This is a genomic window from Neobacillus camarae, from assembly GCF_054950115.1.
On sequence record NZ_JBUCKX010000004.1, the window covers coordinates 405,214 to 423,078 of the forward strand.

12 protein-coding genes and 1 other annotated feature are annotated in these 17,865 nt (G+C 41.3%); of the genes, 8 read left to right on the forward strand and 4 right to left on the reverse strand.

What is annotated here, in order from left to right; genetic code table 11:
* The first annotated feature begins 37 nt into the window (after positions 1-37).
* Complete coding sequence (locus ACY8D0_RS23445; protein WP_462412860.1) at positions 38-1,216, forward strand: hypothetical protein; 1,179 nt, start codon at positions 38-40, stop codon at positions 1,214-1,216.
* 11 nt (positions 1,217-1,227) lie between these two features.
* Positions 1,228-2,529 (forward strand): WD40/YVTN/BNR-like repeat-containing protein, encoded by a 1,302-nt coding sequence (locus ACY8D0_RS23450; RefSeq protein WP_462412861.1) that lies wholly within the window; start codon positions 1,228-1,230, stop codon positions 2,527-2,529.
* A 119-nt stretch (positions 2,530-2,648) separates the two neighbouring features.
* On the opposite strand, the gene ACY8D0_RS23455 is transcribed toward ACY8D0_RS23450, so the two are convergent.
* Positions 2,649-3,146, reverse strand: coding sequence for a CcdC family protein (locus tag ACY8D0_RS23455; RefSeq protein WP_462412862.1), 498 nt, complete (start codon positions 3,144-3,146; stop codon positions 2,649-2,651).
* 214 nt (positions 3,147-3,360) lie between these two features.
* Between ACY8D0_RS23455 and ACY8D0_RS23460 the strand changes: the two genes are divergently transcribed.
* Together ACY8D0_RS23460 and ACY8D0_RS23465 are read left to right on the forward strand one after the other, a co-directional pair.
* A complete protein-coding gene (locus ACY8D0_RS23460; protein ID WP_462412863.1) occupies positions 3,361-4,482 on the forward strand; it encodes a sensor histidine kinase in 1,122 nt (373 codons plus the stop codon).
* A gap of 36 nt (positions 4,483-4,518) precedes the next feature.
* On the forward strand, positions 4,519-5,166 hold the full coding sequence (locus tag ACY8D0_RS23465) for a response regulator transcription factor (RefSeq protein WP_462412864.1): 648 nt from the start codon (positions 4,519-4,521) through the stop codon (positions 5,164-5,166).
* Positions 5,167-5,376: 210 nt separating this feature from the next.
* Here ACY8D0_RS23465 and ACY8D0_RS23470 read toward each other — a convergent pair whose 3' ends face one another.
* Together ACY8D0_RS23470 and ACY8D0_RS23475 are read right to left on the reverse strand one after the other, a co-directional pair.
* The gene (locus tag ACY8D0_RS23470; protein WP_462412865.1) at positions 5,377-5,688 is read right to left on the reverse strand and encodes a thioredoxin family protein; all 312 of its coding nucleotides are present in this window, start codon (positions 5,686-5,688) and stop codon (positions 5,377-5,379) included.
* Positions 5,689-5,702: 14 nt separating this feature from the next.
* Positions 5,703-6,074, reverse strand: a complete 372-nt coding sequence (locus ACY8D0_RS23475; protein WP_462412866.1) for a MerR family transcriptional regulator — start codon at positions 6,072-6,074, stop codon at positions 5,703-5,705.
* A gap of 197 nt (positions 6,075-6,271) precedes the next feature.
* Positions 6,272-6,640 (forward strand) — a binding site (T-box leader).
* A gap of 51 nt (positions 6,641-6,691) precedes the next feature.
* Here ACY8D0_RS23475 and ileS point away from each other — a divergent pair.
* The 4 genes from ileS to ACY8D0_RS23495 all read left to right on the forward strand — a co-directional run bounded on the left by ileS (position 6,692) and on the right by ACY8D0_RS23495 (position 16,471).
* A complete protein-coding gene (gene ileS, locus ACY8D0_RS23480; protein ID WP_462412867.1) occupies positions 6,692-9,775 on the forward strand; it encodes an isoleucine--tRNA ligase in 3,084 nt (1,027 codons plus the stop codon).
* Between the two features lie 254 nt (positions 9,776-10,029).
* On the forward strand, positions 10,030-13,329 hold the full coding sequence (locus tag ACY8D0_RS23485; protein WP_462412868.1) for a DEAD/DEAH box helicase: 3,300 nt from the start codon (positions 10,030-10,032) through the stop codon (positions 13,327-13,329).
* Between the two features lie 186 nt (positions 13,330-13,515).
* Entirely contained in the window at positions 13,516-15,741 is a 2,226-nt protein-coding gene (locus ACY8D0_RS23490) for a DEAD/DEAH box helicase (RefSeq protein WP_462412869.1), read from the forward strand.
* Positions 15,742-16,066: 325 nt separating this feature from the next.
* Entirely contained in the window at positions 16,067-16,471 is a 405-nt protein-coding gene (locus ACY8D0_RS23495; protein WP_462412870.1) for a globin domain-containing protein, read from the forward strand.
* A gap of 366 nt (positions 16,472-16,837) precedes the next feature.
* Here ACY8D0_RS23495 and ACY8D0_RS23500 read toward each other — a convergent pair whose 3' ends face one another.
* Positions 16,838-17,758, reverse strand: coding sequence for an Rpn family recombination-promoting nuclease/putative transposase (locus ACY8D0_RS23500; protein WP_462412871.1), 921 nt, complete (start codon positions 17,756-17,758; stop codon positions 16,838-16,840).
* Positions 17,759-17,865 lie beyond the last annotated feature (107 nt).

Sequence of the window (17,865 nt, forward strand, 5' to 3'; positions counted from 1 at the left end):
TTGCTATGATAAATGGAGGGGAAGGAGTGATATAAGAATGGTCATTAAAAATACATTGACAAAAAAGTTATATCGCAGACTGATTCTGCGGGATTTAATTTTTGGAAGCAAAAGCAGCCTGATGATCCTTTTGCTTTATGTATTTTTGTGGAGGAGTTTATACACCATTACCCAAATAGGACAACTAAAAGTTAATGTTCCGATATTTTTAGGACTTAGCTTGCTGCTGGTAATAGTGCTGTTCCGTATTTTCATTGTTTATCGTAAGCATGTAAAAAAAGACTTCTTATTCCAAACTAGCATCCAAATTGAAATTAATGAGACTCAATTGGCCATTGCATCAAGTAATTCCATGGACCGCCATGTTTTTCCGCTTAAAAATATAGCAACAATAAAGGAAAATAAGAAATGGTATTTTCTCTACTTTCAAGATTATACATTTATCCCCATTTCCAAGAAGCCCGAACACTCTTTTGAACAAATAAAAAAATATTTTAATGTATCTAAAACGGTTCATCCTATCTTTGGGAAATGGACAGCGATTTTCTTTTCACTGATTACCATGGTTGGAGGATATTATGTTGGCCAAAATGCTGTCCATTATAATGGAGCATTAGCCTGGAAAATCCAAGAGCTGAAAACAGATACTAGAATAAAGCTAAAGAATGATAATTTTTATAAAACAAAGCTTGATGGAATCATAGATTCTGTTAAAACAAAGATGGAAATGGAACCGTATTTAATGACCAATGATTTAAAAATAGAATTTGATAAAGATGGGACAATTACATCTATTGATACATATATTTACGGGTTTGACCAAAATCGGAAGTTACAATCAGGATACTTAATTTATTATGATAAAACAAAGGGCAATAAGGTAACGATTCATACCCAAGATTGGAATGGGAAAGGAACAACGGTTTACGACCCGAACAATGATTTATCGCTGGTAGCCAATATGTTGAAATGGATACCCGTTAAAGAGGAAGTAAAACGTTGGAATGAAGAAAAGAATGCTGTCCTGTACAAAGGAATAAGGAGATGGAATAGTATGGAGGGAATTCGTTTTATAGATGAAAATGGCAAGGCATTTATTCCTTCAAATCCTGATATAGTAAACACAGGTCCAACGATCTCCTTATACATTCCGGGCAAGGAGGAACGGATTATCCCGCAGCGTTATGTATTTAAACCATTTTATCGTGAAGAGTAAGGATGATCCCATTGAAAAAGGCGCAAATTCGCTTCCTTATTATCATTTCTTTAGTAGTAGTTATTTTCATTATCTTGCAAAAGGTTGATAAGGGGAATGAAAATCCAAGTCCAAAACCAGTCGAAGTAAAAAAGGAAGATATCAACAGTAAACTCCCCTACACGCTTCAGGTAGCAGAATTGGACCAAAAACCGGAAACGATTGCATACCGAATCTGGTTTGACTTCATGAATCGTTTGGAGACCGAAGGGGCAATTACCGATGCAAGATTTACTAGGTTCACCAAGTTATCAGGAGATGATAACTCTTTTGTGGCAGCGGTAGTTTTTGAAGTTCAGTTACCTGAAGGATTACCCAAAATCGATTACAGTTGGGGAGAGATGAAGGATAATCGGATGGTTCCCAATATCGTTTGGAAACTGACAATCAATAAGGGTGAAAACTTAAGTTACACATTAACCAGTATTGAAAGAACAACCGATACGCAAATCGGCTTGCCGCCTGTGGAAACGACGGAGAACTACCGGAAGAATGCCGGAATCAAGGAGCCATCGAAAAGCATAGATTATGAGATTAATGATCAAAAGTTAAGGGTTACATATAATAATGGAAAGGATTGGACGATTGTTCCTGTCGCGATTGAAAATTTATTAAGGGGAGATAACGATTCGGAACAACAGTTAATCGATGGCAGCTATGTGATTACACCGGAGATAACAGCGTTTGTGCTTAACAAAGGTTTACGGGTCTTGATTAGCAAGGATAAAGGGAGATCCTGGAGTGAGGTGCTGGTTTCGGATCAGCTGCCAGCTTTACGCATGCGAATACTAGGGTTTACGTCGGACCAGGATGGTTATCTCATCGTTACAGGTGATAAAACGATGGGGAGTGAGGCCAACTTTGTATTTAAAACAAACGATGGCGGACAGTCATGGTACAGTATCGGATCGGTGGATGACGTTTATTCTTTAGTCACAGGTGGAGGATTTATTAACGATCAATTAGGGTTTATCTCCTTTGGTGAATACCGCTATGATTCTCAGCCGCCAATCCCTAATATATATAGGACTGCCGATGGGGGCGCAAACTGGGAACGTGTAGAGGTACCGATACCGGAAGAATATCTTGGCTATTTCACAATAGCAGATGTTCCAACCTTTCACGGGACAGAAGGAACTTTGTTAGTAAATCAAGGCTCGGAAGGTGATTATTTGGGCGGAAAGGTATTGGCAAAGTTTACCTCTTATAATCAAGGGGAAACATGGTCTTTTGCAGGTTTGGTTGATCCGGATGGTGTGCTTCAAGCAAAGTAAAGATTGACCGATGCACTATTTAGGCTGGGAAATGGCCCAGCGCAACTGTAAAAGTATAAATAGAAAGGTACCTCACATTGGACGAAAGTGTCTTTGTGAGGTACCCTATGCTAACTTGATTATGCTTTAACGGATGCCATGCCGTTATCAAGATTTTGTGACTGTTTTACCATTTTAAATTTAATAAAGGAAACGATTCTCCAAGGGACAATATAACCGCAAGCTACTGTAAAGAACAGAAACGTCAAGCTTGCTGGGTCAATGCCCGAAATAAACTGTCTTAATACGATTCGGAGCGCTACCACTGCAAATAATGCGATAAAAAAGCTTTTATTTTTTTGAGCATAAATCTGGCCGTCCTGGCGGATTTCATAATTAGTAGTAAACATTAGCGGGACGGAAAGCAATACCCCAACTACAGCCGCAATGACAATTTGTCCTAGCCTCAATTGCAAGGCAAGAGTCGATAAGGCATATATTCCCGGGATTAAATAAATAATGGGAAGCAATATTTTAATCCCAGAACCTTTTATCGGCCGGACCATTGCCCTCGTACGTCTCCAAGCTACCAAACCGACAATCAGAATCATAATTCCATAAATTGCTGAACCATTCATTTTTCATTCTCCTTTTTCAATGGGTTTATTTTTAATGAGTGTTGTTTTTCGTCTTCACACCTTGATTATAGGTTGCTGGCGGTCCCCTAAATAGTAACCTCCGTAAGTAATTGCTATATGACTTTAGTCATTATTTTGAGGTGACAATGGGTTATGTTCTTTCATCTAAATGAAATAGTATAATAGGCTTATATAGGGTTTGGGAGGAGAGAGGATGCTTAACCGGAAGTCTGGAAAGATGCTTTGGGCCTTCAAAGCGGTGCTTATCTTATCTATTCTTTATGATATCGTGACACGGGATAGCCTTTCAGGAGAAATGAAAGCGGTATGGATTACAGGTATTTTGCTGATCCAAGGGAATGATTTTATCAGAGGCCACTATCGCTTAATTGATCGCAATCGAATTCTGTACACGGTCTCAATGGTAGTGAATATTGCCGTGCTTGGTATTTATATGGTGGTGCTTGATAGTGCTGCAACGAGTGTTTATTATGTTTTTCCCCTTGCAGAGATGTTCCTGTCCGGCCAATCGGTCCCGAGCGGCATTGTGGCACTTCATGTTTTGGTGTATTTGGCGGGAATGGAAGCGGCGAAGGCAGATATTCAAACCTCATTAATCTCTTACATTGCCATGTTCATGCTGGTCTATTTGTTTCGGGCCGTCAGTTTGGAGAGAGAAAAAGGGCAGCTGTTAAATGCTGAGTTGGTGGAGGCGCATGCCAAGCTGAAAGAAATTACGATTGTAAAGGAAAGAACGAGAATCGCTCAGGAAATGCACGACTCCATTGGGCATTCCCTGATTGCATTGCGCATGCATTTAGAGTTTGCCGAAAATATAATGGAGGCTAATCCGCAGAAAGCAGGGGAGGCCATTTCGAAAGCCCACACTTTTTCGCAAAAATCGATTTATGAACTCAGGAAGGCTGTAGCCGTTTTAAAAGATCAATCAGCAAGCAGCCAAATTGAGCTAGGGGAATTACTGAATGATATGATAGAAAGCTTAGAAACCTCAGGAAAACTAAAGTTTACCCTGAATTTTGACCAAGAGGTAGAGGCTGGCAGTCAGGATATGAAAAATTGTATTTATAATTCGGTGCGTGAAGCAGTGACCAATGGTTTAAAGCACGGAAAAGCCCAGCAGTTCCTCATCGACATCGCCAAAAGCGGCGAAAGCATCAGAGTGATGGTAGAAGACAATGGCACAGGCTGTGGCCAAATCAAGAAATCCAATGGCCTGCAAGGGATTGAAGAACGCATTAGTTTGCTGAATGGGACAGTGAGTTTCTCCTCAGAAAATGGACGAGGATTTATTATGTCTGCTGAAATACCTGCCTGATAGATCACAAATGCGACAAGGTTGGAGAGGATGTAAATGACGGAGATCATGATTGTCGATGACCAGGAAATGGTTAGGGAAGGCTTAAAAATGATTTTGAGCCTGCATGAAGAAATTGAAATAGTAGGGGAAGCATCGAACGGGGAGGAATTGCTTGCTTTATTGCAGAATAAACTGCCTGAAATTATTCTGATGGATATTCGGATGCCGGTGATGGACGGCATAGAAACGTTAAAAATCGTGAAGGAAACTTATCCGGGTTTGAAAGTCATCATTCTGACCACCTTTAATGAAGATGAGTATATATTCAACGGACTTAAATTTGGCGCGGATGGCTATGTTCTCAAGGACTCCAATTCCAAGGAAATTATCAAAGCAATCCAGGCGGCATGTGAGGGTGGTATGCTGCTTAATTCTCAGGTCAGCTCGAAAATTTCCAAAGTCCTGTATTCCATGGAACAGGCAGCAAGCAAGGAAAATAGGGTCAAGGAACAATTGGGTAATAAGCTGACACCAAGGGAAATTGAAGTCGTGGAATTGATCATGCAAGGAAAAAGTAATAAACAAATCGGGAGTGCGTTGTTTTTAACGGAAGGGACAGTCAAAAATTATATTTCCCGAATTCTTGATAAGCTCGAGCTCAACAATCGTACGGAACTGGTGTTGTTTTTACAAAAGTCATAAAATAATAAAATTCGGTTAAGATTGTTTCTTTTTTACTCTCCCACCCAGCCATTGTCGAGAAGTTTGAGAACGAAGCGGACGCCATTGTGGCAAATTTCGGTGAGCAGATAGTCTATGATTAAGCCTTGCTGATAAGAAAGCTGCCTGAATCAAGATTGGGTCCTGTACCTAAAGATTCAGGCATTTTTTTAAAAACATTTATCTATCAGATTAGTCGATGCTGTTCAATTTTGATTTGATCTCATCTAAATAATGGAGCCCTCGTAGAGAATTCATCATAGTTCCGTCTTTAAACAAGACAAGTGTGGGAATTCCTTGAATATGATACTTTGCAGCAAGTTCCATTTCTTCATCTGCATTTATTTTAGCGATTTTTATGGTATCTCCCAAATCAAGAGCCAGTTCCTCCAAGATTGGTTCTTGGATTCGGCATGGGGCACACCTGGGTGCTCCAAACTCAATTAAGGAGACGCCTTTTTCTATTTCCTTTTCAAAACTATGGGAGTCAAGTTCTTTCACCATTAAAAAACCTCCTTTTAATTTAGCCCGCCGAGTTGGGAACGTTCTTCCTTTATCGCTGCAATCCGTTCCACTAGGTTTGAGCGGATCATGTTTAGTAACTGGATTTGTTGATTTAACTCCTCCAGCTTTTCTTCATAGATGGGAAGGATTTCATGACAGAATGCTTCTTTGTTTTTTAAAACACAATTCAAAAAGCCTGAAATCTGTTCTATTGTGAGCCCCAAATTTAGATAAAATTTAATGGTGGATACTTGTTCCACTGCGGTTTCATTATATTCGCGATAGCCGTTAATTAAACGGGTTGGGATTAGGATTCCTTGTTCTTCATAGTACCGTAGTGACCGGATACTCACTCCGGTAAGCCTGGATAACTCACCAATTTTCATCGGGGTCCCCCTTTCTTATGAGGTCAATTAAATTATAAACCCTAACATTAATGTGAGGGTCAATGGTTTTTTAAAAATTTTCAAAGAATTCTTGGTCATTCATTTTCTAGCTTTAAAATTCAGCCTTTTTGGGAAAAATAAGAAAAAGGTATTGTTTTTGAAACGAATAAATGTTAATATATACCAAATATTCAATGATAAAATCAATGAAGAGAACAAGTACGTAAGGAAAGACTCTAACAGCGAGCTGGGTTTGGTGGGAGCCAGTGAGGAAGCCTTATCGGAAAAAATCATCTCTGAGATGCAAGACTGAAAATACGAAAAGTGGAGGCGCCTTGCACAGGTGCGACAGGCATAAGACGAGCCGGCGAGAAGGTTGCTCTTTAACCTTTTTGACGGATTGGCTTATGTCCCGAGCACCTAGGCGCCGGAACTGGACATGTACGAGTAAGTCTTGACGGGTTTCCGCCGTTAAAAGGAACACGTATGATGGTACGTTGACAAAGAGCTGTTGTATTTTTCAACAGTATTTGGGTGGTAACGCGGGTAATACACTCGTCCCTTTTCTAAGGGACGGGTGTTTTTTATTTTCATTTTTACAAAAAGGAGGTTCTAACATGGATGTTAGCAATCAGAAGGAAAGCAGTGTAGAGCGTGAAAATCGGATATTGGAATATTGGGAGCGAGACCACATTTTTCACAAGTCGGTGGAAAATCGAAAGGATCAAGAGACATTTGTGTTTTATGAAGGTCCGCCCACAGCAAATGGCCTTCCCCATGTCGGCCATGCATTAGGAAGGACTCTTAAAGACATTATTGCCAGGTACCATACGATGAACGGAAAGCATGTAGTAAGAAAAGCAGGTTGGGATACACACGGATTGCCAGTCGAATTAGGCGTAGAAAAAGCCTTGGGCATTTCAGGCAAGCAGGAAATCGAGGAATACGGTGTTGAAGCGTTTATTCATAAGTGTAAGGAAAGTGTTTTTTCCTATGAGATACAATGGAGAGAATTTACAAGAGAATTGGGCTATTGGGTGGATATGGACGATCCATATATGACAATGGATAATCACTATATTGAATCTGTGTGGAATATCCTGGGTACCATTCATGAAAAAGGATGGCTTTATAAAGGGCACCGTGTTTCACCTTATTGTCCCAGCTGCCAGACTTCTTTGAGTTCCCATGAAGTGGCACAAGGCTATAAAGTGGTGAAAGACTTAAGTGCGACAGTGAAATTTAAAATCCACGAAAATGAATACGTACTCGGCTGGACCACTACCCCTTGGACGCTCCCGGCAAATGTGGCGCTGGCTGTAAATGGAGACTTTGACTATGTAAGAGTGGAAAAGGATGATGAAATCTATGTTGTATCTTCCGCAAGAGTAGATGAGGTCATAAAATCACCTTATAAAATCCTTGGAAAAATAAAAGGAAAAGAGCTGGTGGGGCTTACTTACCAGCCGCCATTTGATTTCGTTGAGGTGAAGAATGGCCATCGAATCATAGAAGGCGATTTTGTCACGGATGATAGCGGCACCGGAATAGTCCATCTCGCCCCTGCATATGGGGAAGATGATTATCGTGTTGTAAGGGAAAACGGGTTATCTTTTATCAATGTAGTGGATGAAAGCGGCAAATATATGGATGTAGTTAAGCCACTTGCCGGGAAGCTTGTAAAAGAATGTGATGTAGAGATTGTGAAGCTTTTGCATGAAAAAGGACTGCTTTTCCATAAAGAAAAGTATGAACATTCCTATCCACATTGCTGGCGTTGTGACACTCCTTTACTTTACTATGCAACCGAAAGCTGGTTTATCAAAACCACTGCATTAAAAGATGAATTGATAAACGAAAATCAGAAAGTAAACTGGCATCCAGACCACATTAAGAATGGCCGGTTTGGTAACTTTTTAGAAAGCTTGGTGGATTGGAATATTAGCAGGAAGCGGTATTGGGGGACCCCTTTAAATGTCTGGGCTTGTTCTTCCTGTGAAACTGAAGTGGCACCAAAGAGCATTAAAGACCTGAAGGAAAGGGCCAATGCAGAGGTCTCCGATATGGAGCTTCATAAACCATACGTAGATGCAATTACGTTTACATGTCCATCCTGTAAGGGAACCATGTATAGGACTCCTGAAGTGATAGATGTTTGGTTCGACAGCGGTTCCATGCCATTTGCCCAATACCATACCCCATTTGAGAATGAAGAACTGTTTAAAAAACAATTCCCGGCCGATGTCGTAATCGAAGGGATTGATCAAACGCGGGGATGGTTTTACTCATTGCTGGCCGTTTCAGTTCTTTATACAGGCAAGGCCCCTTATAAAAATGTGCTGGCCACTGGACATGTTTTAGATGAACACGGACAAAAAATGTCAAAAAGCAAAGGGAATGCACTGGATCCAATGGATCTCATAAAGTCATTTGGTGCGGATGCGCTGAGATGGTCGCTGATTGAAGACAGTGCCCCGTGGAATGCCAAGAGGTTTTCGGAACGAAATGTTCAGGAAGCGAAATCCAAGCTAATTGATACATTGTCAAGTCTTTATCATTTTTACAACCTTTATGCTGAAATTGATTCATTTAACCCCGAGCTGCATGACAATGGGGCAATATCGCTTATGGACCGTTGGATTCTGTCAAGGCTAACGACGACGACCCTTTTAATGAAAAAAGAAATGGAACATTATCAAGTAACAAACGCTGCACGATTGGCTGGTCAGTTTATTGAAGAGGTCAGCAATTGGTATGTGCGAAGAAACAGGGAGCGCTTTTGGAGCCAAGGAATGTCTGACGATAAAAAGGCAGCTTTTCATACACTAAAAAAATTATTATTGGATACGTCCAAACTGGTGGCTCCTTTTGTTCCCTTTATTTCAGAGGAAATCCATTATTCCTTAACAGGGGAAAGTGTCCACCTAGCAGAATATCCGGAAGAACAGAAAGAGTTCATGGACCAAAAGCTTGAAAAACAAATGCAGGCTGTTTTGGAAATTGTGGAGTTGGGCAGAAGCGTCCGAAATAAGCATCAAATCAAAACAAAACAGCCGCTTGCAAAAATGGTGATTGTCTCCAATGGTCATGAGGCAGGGACACTTGCCCCTTTTGAAGAGATTATCAAAGACGAATTGAACGTAAAAGCAGTGGAGTGGGCGGATAGCTCGAATGAGTATATCGAGTATAAGTTGAAGCTAAACTTTAAATCAGCCGGCCCGAGATTGGGTAAAGTGGTTAATGAAGTGAATCAACTCCTTAGCCGGGCAGCGGCAAACGAGATAGAGCATTTCCTAAATGAAGATTCACTTGAAGTGAAATTAGAAAACCAAGAGGCTGTCACTCTGGGAAAAGAAGATATTGTGGTACAGAAAACGGCGGTTTTACAAGGCTATTCTGAAGCTTCTAACCGGAATTTCACTGTCATTGTTGATATCCATATCAGTGAAGAATTAAAAAGAGAAGGATTGGTTCGTGATTTCATTAGAGGGGTTCAAGACCTTCGCAAAAAGCTGGATTTGCCGGTTGATAAAAGAGTAGAGCTTTATGTATCGTGTTCAAAAGACTTTCAACAATTAATGGAAGAACACCAAACATTAATAAATAGAAGTATCATTTTAAGTCATCTCTATTTTTCCGCTACCGACCAGGTGGATAAAATGGTGATTGGAGGGGAAGAAGTTTTTGTTGGATTAAAGTAGTTCTGTTTGATTGTGCCTGCACAACGTACCTGTCACCATACGAAAAAAACTTATTGCCGACTGATTTGTAAAACAATCAGCCGGCTTTTTTATTACCAGAAATCCATGAAAATAAACTTCTGCAAAATAGAAAAAACGGCAATACTTATGAAGAGAATGCCCAATCCTATTTAAAAAAAGAGCGACAAGAGCCTAATTACGATAAGATAGTAGGATAGAATTCATATTTTCTATGTTTAAGTGGAGGTAACCATATGATTGAGCATTTAACCAAATCCGACATTCAAGATATTTTTTCAAATGCCGTATACCGTCGTGGGTTCGGTTACTTTCGAGATGGACGCGTAATAGATGTAAACCATGATCCTGTTAAAAATATCTGGACTGCAAAAGTAAAGGGTTCAAAAACCTATCAAGTGACCATTGAGGATGATGAATCAGGGTTACTCCCAGAGTGCAACTGTCCTGCTTATCATCAATATGGGGAACCTTGTAAACATATTGCTGCTGTACTGCTGAAAATTTACGATAATCCGGAGGAAAACTCTACTCCTAACCATACGCTAAGTTATGCTGAGAGAAAACAACGACAGGAAGAAGCAGTACAAAGGCGTCTATTAGAAATAGAAAGACAACGTGAAGAACGACAAGCCATTTATGTCAAGCAGCTGACCAGCCAATTTATTCAAAGCTTTTCTATTATTTCGCCAGCAAATGAGGAACCGAAGCCGGAGGGCGGCAAGGACTCCTTACTGGTTGAATGGATTTTGAAAGTTTATAAACCCTACCATTCATCCAAAAATTTTCTAACGCTGGAAATGAAAATAGGCCAGAAGAGAACCTATGTGGTTAAAAAAATTAAGGAGTTTCTTAAGGCGGTTAAAAGCCAGGAACAGTATCCATTTACCAAAAGTTTTATCTATGATTCATATGAACAAGAGTTTTTGCAGGTAGATCAAGAGATTATTCATCTTTTGCAGGATGTGGTCAGTTATGAGGAGATATACCAGGAACTGCAGCCTAGTTTTTACAGAAGCTATGGTTCTTCAGATGAACGCACTCTGACGATTCCCCCGATGATAGCCGATGACTTACTAAAAGGGCTCGAGACCAAAGGGGTCCGCGTGGAAATCGGTAGTAAAGCCTTTAATGAAATAAAAATCCATCAATCAGAATTGCCTGTTTCGTTTCAGTTAGATAAAGGAATAACCGGTAATTTCAAACTGGACTTAACGGCTCTGGCGACTGTTAAATACTTAGATTTATATGGATATATTATAATAGAAAATCACTTCTATAAAATTACAGATGAACAACAACAGCTCATTAAACAACTGAAGAAATTAATGGACCAGTCAAACAGTTCTGTGTTGCCAATTACTAGTGACCAGATTGAACCGTTTATCTCCCTAGTGGTCCCCAAAATGAAAGAAATTGGCCAATTAGAAATTTCAGAAACCGTTTCAAGCAATATTGTCAAATTTCCTTTGGAGGCCAAGCTGTATGTAGACCGAATGGATGATCTTCTCCAAGCTACACTGGAATTCCATTACGGTGAAAGTAGTATCAATCCATTTGAACCAATGGCTCTTGAAAAAAGCGGACCCATTTTAATGAGGGAGGCGGAGAGGGAACGGTCCATCATGGAAGTGCTCGAGTCTGCCTCACTAAGGGTCGATGGAAAATTTCTGAATGTAGAAGGCGAAGCGGAGATATTCGAGTTTTTATATGAAATTTTACCGAAGCTCGAGGAGCTAACGGAAATATTCTTAACGAGTTCTGTGAGGTCATTGGTATTACCGGAGAGGCATGCCCCGGTTACCCATATTGATGTTGATTCTTCAGGTGATTGGCTGGAGGTGAGCTTTGATATGGCAGGGATTGAGAAAAAGGAAGTCAGGGATATCATGCAATCTTTGGTCGAAAAGAAAAAATATTACAGGCTTTCAAGCGGGGCATTTGTTTCGCTGGAATCAGATGAATTCCAAATCATCCAAAACATGATACAAGAGTTAAACATGAAACCGGACAAATGGCAAAACGACACGATTCAGCTTCCAATATACAGGGGATTGCAACTGGATGAAATTGTTCATAAGGAAAAAAGCAGGGATGCCAAGTATGGAAAACAGTTCCGCCGTCTGCTCAACCGTTTGAAAAACCCCGAAGAGTTGGAATTTGAGCTGCCTGATACGCTGCATGCCACATTAAGAGACTATCAGAATTATGGATTTCAGTGGCTTAAGACGCTTAAGTATTACAGGCTTGGCGGTATTCTTGCAGACGATATGGGCCTAGGGAAGACACTGCAAAGTATTGCCTTTATTTTATCAGAAAAAAACCCCAAGCCGGCCTTAATTGTTGCCCCTGCATCGCTTATCTATAATTGGAGAAATGAATTTAACAAGTTTGCCCCTTCTATGACAACGGAAGTGATGATTGGGACGCCGCAAGAGCGGATGGAGAAACTGCAAAGTGACCGGCTTCCGGATGTATGGATTACATCCTATCCTACTTTGAGGCAGGATATTGATTTTTATAGGCAACATGAATTTAGTACGTTGATCTTGGACGAAGCCCAGGCGATTAAAAATTATGCCACCAAAACAGCGAAGGCGGTAAGAGATATTCAAGCAGAAACACGCTTTGCCCTGAGCGGAACACCAATCGAGAATTCTCTTGATGAGCTTTGGTCGATTTTTCAAACGGTCTTGCCAGGGTTCTTTCCTCAACAGAAGCAATTCCGCCAGCTAGAACCGGAAAAGGTGGCAAAAATGATACGCCCATTTTTATTGCGCAGGGTGAAGAAGGATGTATTAAAAGAGTTGCCGGACAAAATAGAAACGGTCAACTATTCGGAGTTGACGAAGCAGCAAAAAGAGCTCTATTTGGCCTATCTGGAAAAAATCCAAAAGGACACCGTCGAATCGCTGGAAGGCGAAGGGTTTCAAAAGAGCCGTATCAAAATCTTGGCGGCCTTAACCAGACTTCGTCAATTATGCTGCCATCCCTCTTTGTTTTTGGAGAACTATCAAGGCGAATCAGGGAAGCTGCAACAGCTTATGGAGATTGTCAGCAATGCCATTGACAATGGCAGGCGGCTGCTAATCTTTTCACAATTTACCAGTATGCTTTCCATAATTCGCGATCAGTTTACGGATGCAGGGTTAAAATTCTTCTACTTGGACGGAAAAACAGCTCCAAAAGAACGGGTTCAAATGGTAGATTCTTTTAACCAAGGAGAGGCTGACATTTTCCTGATTTCCTTAAAAGCGGGGAATACGGGGCTCAATTTGACAGGTGCGGATACGGTGATTTTATATGATCTTTGGTGGAATCCGGCTGTTGAGGAGCAAGCAGCAGGAAGGGCCCATCGAATTGGGCAAAAAAAGGTGGTACAAGTCATCCGACTCATTGCACAAGGAACGATAGAAGAGAAAATGTATGAATTGCAGCAAAACAAAAAGGAACTCATTGAAACCGTGGTTCAACCAGGAGAACAAACAGCGTCAAGAATCACGGAACAAGAGATTAGAGAAATATTAAATATTTAGGTAAGTGCCAATTACCACCCGTGAATTGCCGAGACTCCATCTGCATGCTTCGGGAGGTAACAGGCACTTTTTTTATATTTGATTTTTTTACTCTTAAATAGACATTTTCGTAACGAAAGTAACCACTTTTGCAATTAGCGCTAACTTTGATACAATCTGAAAAGCAACAAAGACAAGGGGTAAACAATGACAACTACCAAAATCTATATTAAAGAGTGGCAGCAAGCGCTGCAACAAGAAATTCATCACCTAAAAAAGTTTGGCGGCAGCCGATATTCCGTCACAAATGGACGCCTGTTATCCAACGACGGGCCTTATAGCTATTATTTTGATACCACCATCACTTTAAGAATTCCCGTTGGTTCTTCTATCAAATTAGAATGGGGCAAAATGAAAACAAGCGGCAAAGTGCTGTCCTCTGAGGGCAGGGGAATCATTCTGGCATTAGAGCAAAGCTTTGGCGACCTCATCCCGGATGCGCATCTGCTTCATGACCCGTGGGAGTTGCTTGAACAATTAATCGAGCGCTTGGATGACATCAAGAAAAGCAAACAAAAACGGCTGAGAGTAAAACGGTTAATGAATCCTTCTATGGAAACCAAGCATCCTATAGAAAAGATTAAGAGTAATGTCCATGAGTTGGTTTTGCGTTCTAAATACAATCCCGTCACGTTTGTCTGGGGGCCGCCGGGTACAGGAAAAACCTATACCTTGGCCAGAACAGCGGCCAACAAATATTTTCAGGGGAAAAAGGTGTTGATCCTTTCGCATAGCAATCAAGCGGTCGATGTGTTGATGGATGAACTGACTGAATTTATTAAAAAGAAAAAGCGATTCCGCGAAGGAGATGTGCTCCGCTACGGAGGGAACCGAGGGGTAATGCTGGGAGCCCATCACGAAATAACTACCAATCTGCTGATTGAAAAGCAGGATCCGCTCCTTGCCAAGGATCGGGAGAGGCTATTTGAAGAAAGGCATTCCTTAAAGCAGGACTTAGCCCAGTCCTTTAGTAAAAGAGATTCGGATCAACTGCTAGAACTGGAAACACAGATTGCCAGGCTGTTGGAAAAGGTCCGGAAAAAGGAAGTCCAACTAGTAAAAGATGCGTTGATTGTCGGCACGACACTAGCAAAGGCAGCCAGCGACAATGCCGTTTACGAGCAGGATTATGATGTCGTCATCTTGGATGAAGCCAGTATGGCCTATGTCCCGCAGGCAGCTTTTGCGGCCACCCTGGGTCATCGGGTCATCATATGCGGCGACTTCAAGCAACTGCCGCCGATTGCTTCGAGCCGGGATGAGTTAGTGGCCAAATGGCTGAAGGAGGATGTATTCCACCACGCGGGAGTGGTGGATTCGTTGAATGAGGGAATACTGCATCCTCAGCTGTTTTTATTAAAAGAACAGCGAAGGATGCATCCAGATATATCTGCCTTTACCAATCGGTACATCTATCATTCACTGGTCGGAGATCACGAAAGTGTCTACAAAAGCAGAAATAAGATAGTAAGCCAGGCTCCTTTTAAAGACCAGGCTGCTGTGCTGGTGGATACGAGTTTCACGGGCTTGCATGGTATGAGTGATAAAGCGACCAATTCCAGATTTAATCTATGGCAGCTGTTGCTCTCGTTTCAACTGATACATGAAGCTTACCTTGGTGGGGCGAAATCGATCGGGTACGTGACACCCTACCGGGCCCAAGCGAATCTTATGGAAATGCTCCTTGAAGAGATATATGAGAAAGAGCTCCGTCAAGGGGATATTATTGCGGCAACGGTCCATCGATTCCAGGGAAGCGAGCGGGATGTGATGATTTTTGATACGGTGGACAGTGACCCGCAAGACCGGGCAGGCATGCTGTTAACCGGCAAGGACAGCGAACGTCTGATTAATGTAGCCATTACGAGGACAAAGGGGAAATTTCTTCACGTCAGTAATCGGAATTTTATTGAGAAGCATGTTTATCAGGGAAAAACGCTGCGGCAGCTCGTTAACCATCAGGTCCGGAGCAATCAAATGGTGAACACAAAAGAGATTGGTTCTTGGATTCAGAACCAACTTCCTAAAGTAAGATGGATGCACGCCCGAAAATTAGAAGCTGTTTTTCGAGACCTGAATTCGGCAAAGTCATCGATTACGATTTCCTTGCCGGAGGGGACCAAATTATCAGAAGAATGGAACCAGCAGCTGGTGAATAGAGGGAAGCGAAAATTGACGATCATCTCCAATCAAAAGTGGAGCAATGCCGATATCTGGATTGATGAGAGCTTTCCGTTTCCGTTTGTGATGATAGACGAGAAGGTTTTGTGGCTAGGACTACCACTTGAAGGCGCCAGAGGAGTCCAGCCGCCTTATGTGGCGGTAAGACTGAGTTCAAGCAAAATTTGTGAATACTTGTTAAAACAGATTTAGTAAGGTCTAGGCAAAGTCTCCGGCACAAGAGGGCTGATTAACGACAAGTTCTCATGACTTTGCTTTAATTTTGTCGTCAAGACAGCCTCTTAACGACAATCTCTCGAAAATCTCTTTCGGTTTTGTCGTTAAGACATCGCCCCGATTCCCTCGACATTAATCGGGCAATGACAGCCACGATTTATTAAAGATTTCTTATCTCGTCTTCTGTTCACCCGGTCACATCAGCAATTATAGTAGGAAATTGATCTAAGCGTGATTTACATCACTAAACACTATTAACAACTCCTATATAATCAAAATTAACTATAAACTTTCATTTGGGATGGTGAAGAAATTGGAATATCCATTACGGACGCTTTATCACGAGATAGGTGAACAGGAGACAATCGATAAACTGGTAGAGGCATTTTATCCGCGCGTATATGCAGATCCAGACCTAGCTCCTTTATTTCAAGGCGATATGGAAGAGATTAAACGGAAGCAAAAAATGTTTTTACCCCAATTTTTAGGCGGCCCTGCTTTGTATAGTCAGGAATTCGGACCTCCAGCCATGCGGCACCGGCATATACCACACGAGGTAACCCCAAAACGTGCCATAGCTTGGTTGCGTTGTATGAAGGAAGCCTTTCAAGAAATTGGGCTTGACCAAACTCCGGCAGGGCAGGCGTTTTATAACCGATTGACCCAAGTAGCCGCCATTATGGTAAACAGTCCTGATCAACCATAGTCAATGCAAGTGCCTGTCACTACCCGTGGGCTCAGCGTTTTTTCCTAGTGTACGGTCGCTTATAAGGGGTATAAACGACCAGACCCGCACTTTTTCAGAGAGTTCGGTCGTTAATAAGGGCTATTAACGACCGGCCCAGCGTTTTTTCAAAGCGTAAGGTAGTTTATAATAGGTAATAAGCTATTACTTCTTCTGGTAGTCTAATGTGGAAAAAACAACAATTCTTGCTGGAGAAGTGCCTTGCTATACGCAATACGTCCGTCAATGTTCTAGGAAAACATATGCATGTGCCTGTCACTACCCGTGATAACTTGTAATTAGTCAAATTTCCCTCGACATTAATCGGGCAGTGGCAGCCACGATTTATTAAAGATTCCGTATCTCTCCTTCTGTTAATCCTGTAACTTCAACGATTTCTGAAATTGGGTCCCCTTTATCCAACATTTTCTTTGCTACCTTTTGGAGTCCAATTTGGATTCCTTCATGAATCCCTTCCTCAATTCCTTCTTCTTTCCCCATTCTGTGGTAGCCTTTATAATTATTCAGAAGATCACGAAGATCTTTTAAGCGTGCTTCATACTCAACCTGATTTTTCTTTTTAGAGCTTAGATTTTCCCATTCGATTAACGCTTCTCTCACTTCTTCCATATTCGTCGCCCGTTCCTCCAGTTCAGCAAACATTTCCTCGTCTAGTTTTTTCCATTGGACATCTGCAGCTGAAAGCATCATTAGCCAAGGCAATTCCTGATGATTTTCCTCCTTAAGTTTTCTGCGGAATTTTTTCCATTGTACCTTGAACTTACTTAAATCAATGAAGTGAATCTCCAGCAGGTCAGACCATAAAAATCCTTCTTTGTCCTCCCTGATATGGAATACAGTATGAAATCGCTCGGTTTCGATTGAAAATAAGGGAAAGTTTAAAATGGGAATGATGATTGTTGGGGGAAGGTCTAAATACGAATCTCCGGAATGCAGGCTGGAGGAAAACACTCGTGACCAGTAATAAAGTGTTCGTTCAGCCATATTCTGCTGATTGATAAGCTGAATTTCGATGTTAATCCGTTCTCCTAATGATGTAAAAACCGTTGCATCGAAAATGACTGTGCTCTCATCCGATTTGTCTTTTACATTCTCCGTATGCTCAAAATGCAAATCAGTTAACCTATCATCTCCTTTTCGTCCTAATAAATCATTGAGAAATGCGAGTGTAATGTGTTTGCAATTCTTCTGCCCAAATAATTGCTTGAACATAAAATCCAACTTTAAATCAAGATATTCTTTTTCCATTGAGGGTCTTCCTTTCGGGGATTTGGTAAATGAAAGTACTGGGGATGGATGTTAATGGAGGTGTATCTATCTGAAAAAAGTAATTCGCCACGGAATCAGCTTTCTCC

Bases quoted from the DNA above. Each gene is read 5' to 3' on its own strand.
- ACY8D0_RS23445 (WP_462412860.1), top strand. From the start codon at position 38: ATGGTCATTAAAAATACATTGACAAAAAAGTTATATCGCAGACTGATT.
- ACY8D0_RS23455 (WP_462412862.1), bottom strand. From the start codon at position 3,146: ATGAATGGTTCAGCAATTTATGGAATTATGATTCTGATTGTCGGTTTG.
- ACY8D0_RS23460 (WP_462412863.1), top strand. From the start codon at position 3,361: ATGCTTAACCGGAAGTCTGGAAAGATGCTTTGGGCCTTCAAAGCGGTG.
- ACY8D0_RS23465 (WP_462412864.1), top strand. From the start codon at position 4,519: ATGACGGAGATCATGATTGTCGATGACCAGGAAATGGTTAGGGAAGGC.
- ACY8D0_RS23470 (WP_462412865.1), bottom strand. From the start codon at position 5,688: ATGGTGAAAGAACTTGACTCCCATAGTTTTGAAAAGGAAATAGAAAAA.
- ACY8D0_RS23475 (WP_462412866.1), bottom strand. From the start codon at position 6,074: ATGAAAATTGGTGAGTTATCCAGGCTTACCGGAGTGAGTATCCGGTCA.
- ileS (WP_462412867.1), top strand. From the start codon at position 6,692: ATGGATGTTAGCAATCAGAAGGAAAGCAGTGTAGAGCGTGAAAATCGG.
- ACY8D0_RS23485 (WP_462412868.1), top strand. From the start codon at position 10,030: ATGATTGAGCATTTAACCAAATCCGACATTCAAGATATTTTTTCAAAT.
- ACY8D0_RS23490 (WP_462412869.1), top strand. From the start codon at position 13,516: ATGACAACTACCAAAATCTATATTAAAGAGTGGCAGCAAGCGCTGCAA.
- ACY8D0_RS23495 (WP_462412870.1), top strand. From the start codon at position 16,067: ATGGTGAAGAAATTGGAATATCCATTACGGACGCTTTATCACGAGATA.
- ACY8D0_RS23500 (WP_462412871.1), bottom strand. From the start codon at position 17,758: ATGGAAAAAGAATATCTTGATTTAAAGTTGGATTTTATGTTCAAGCAA.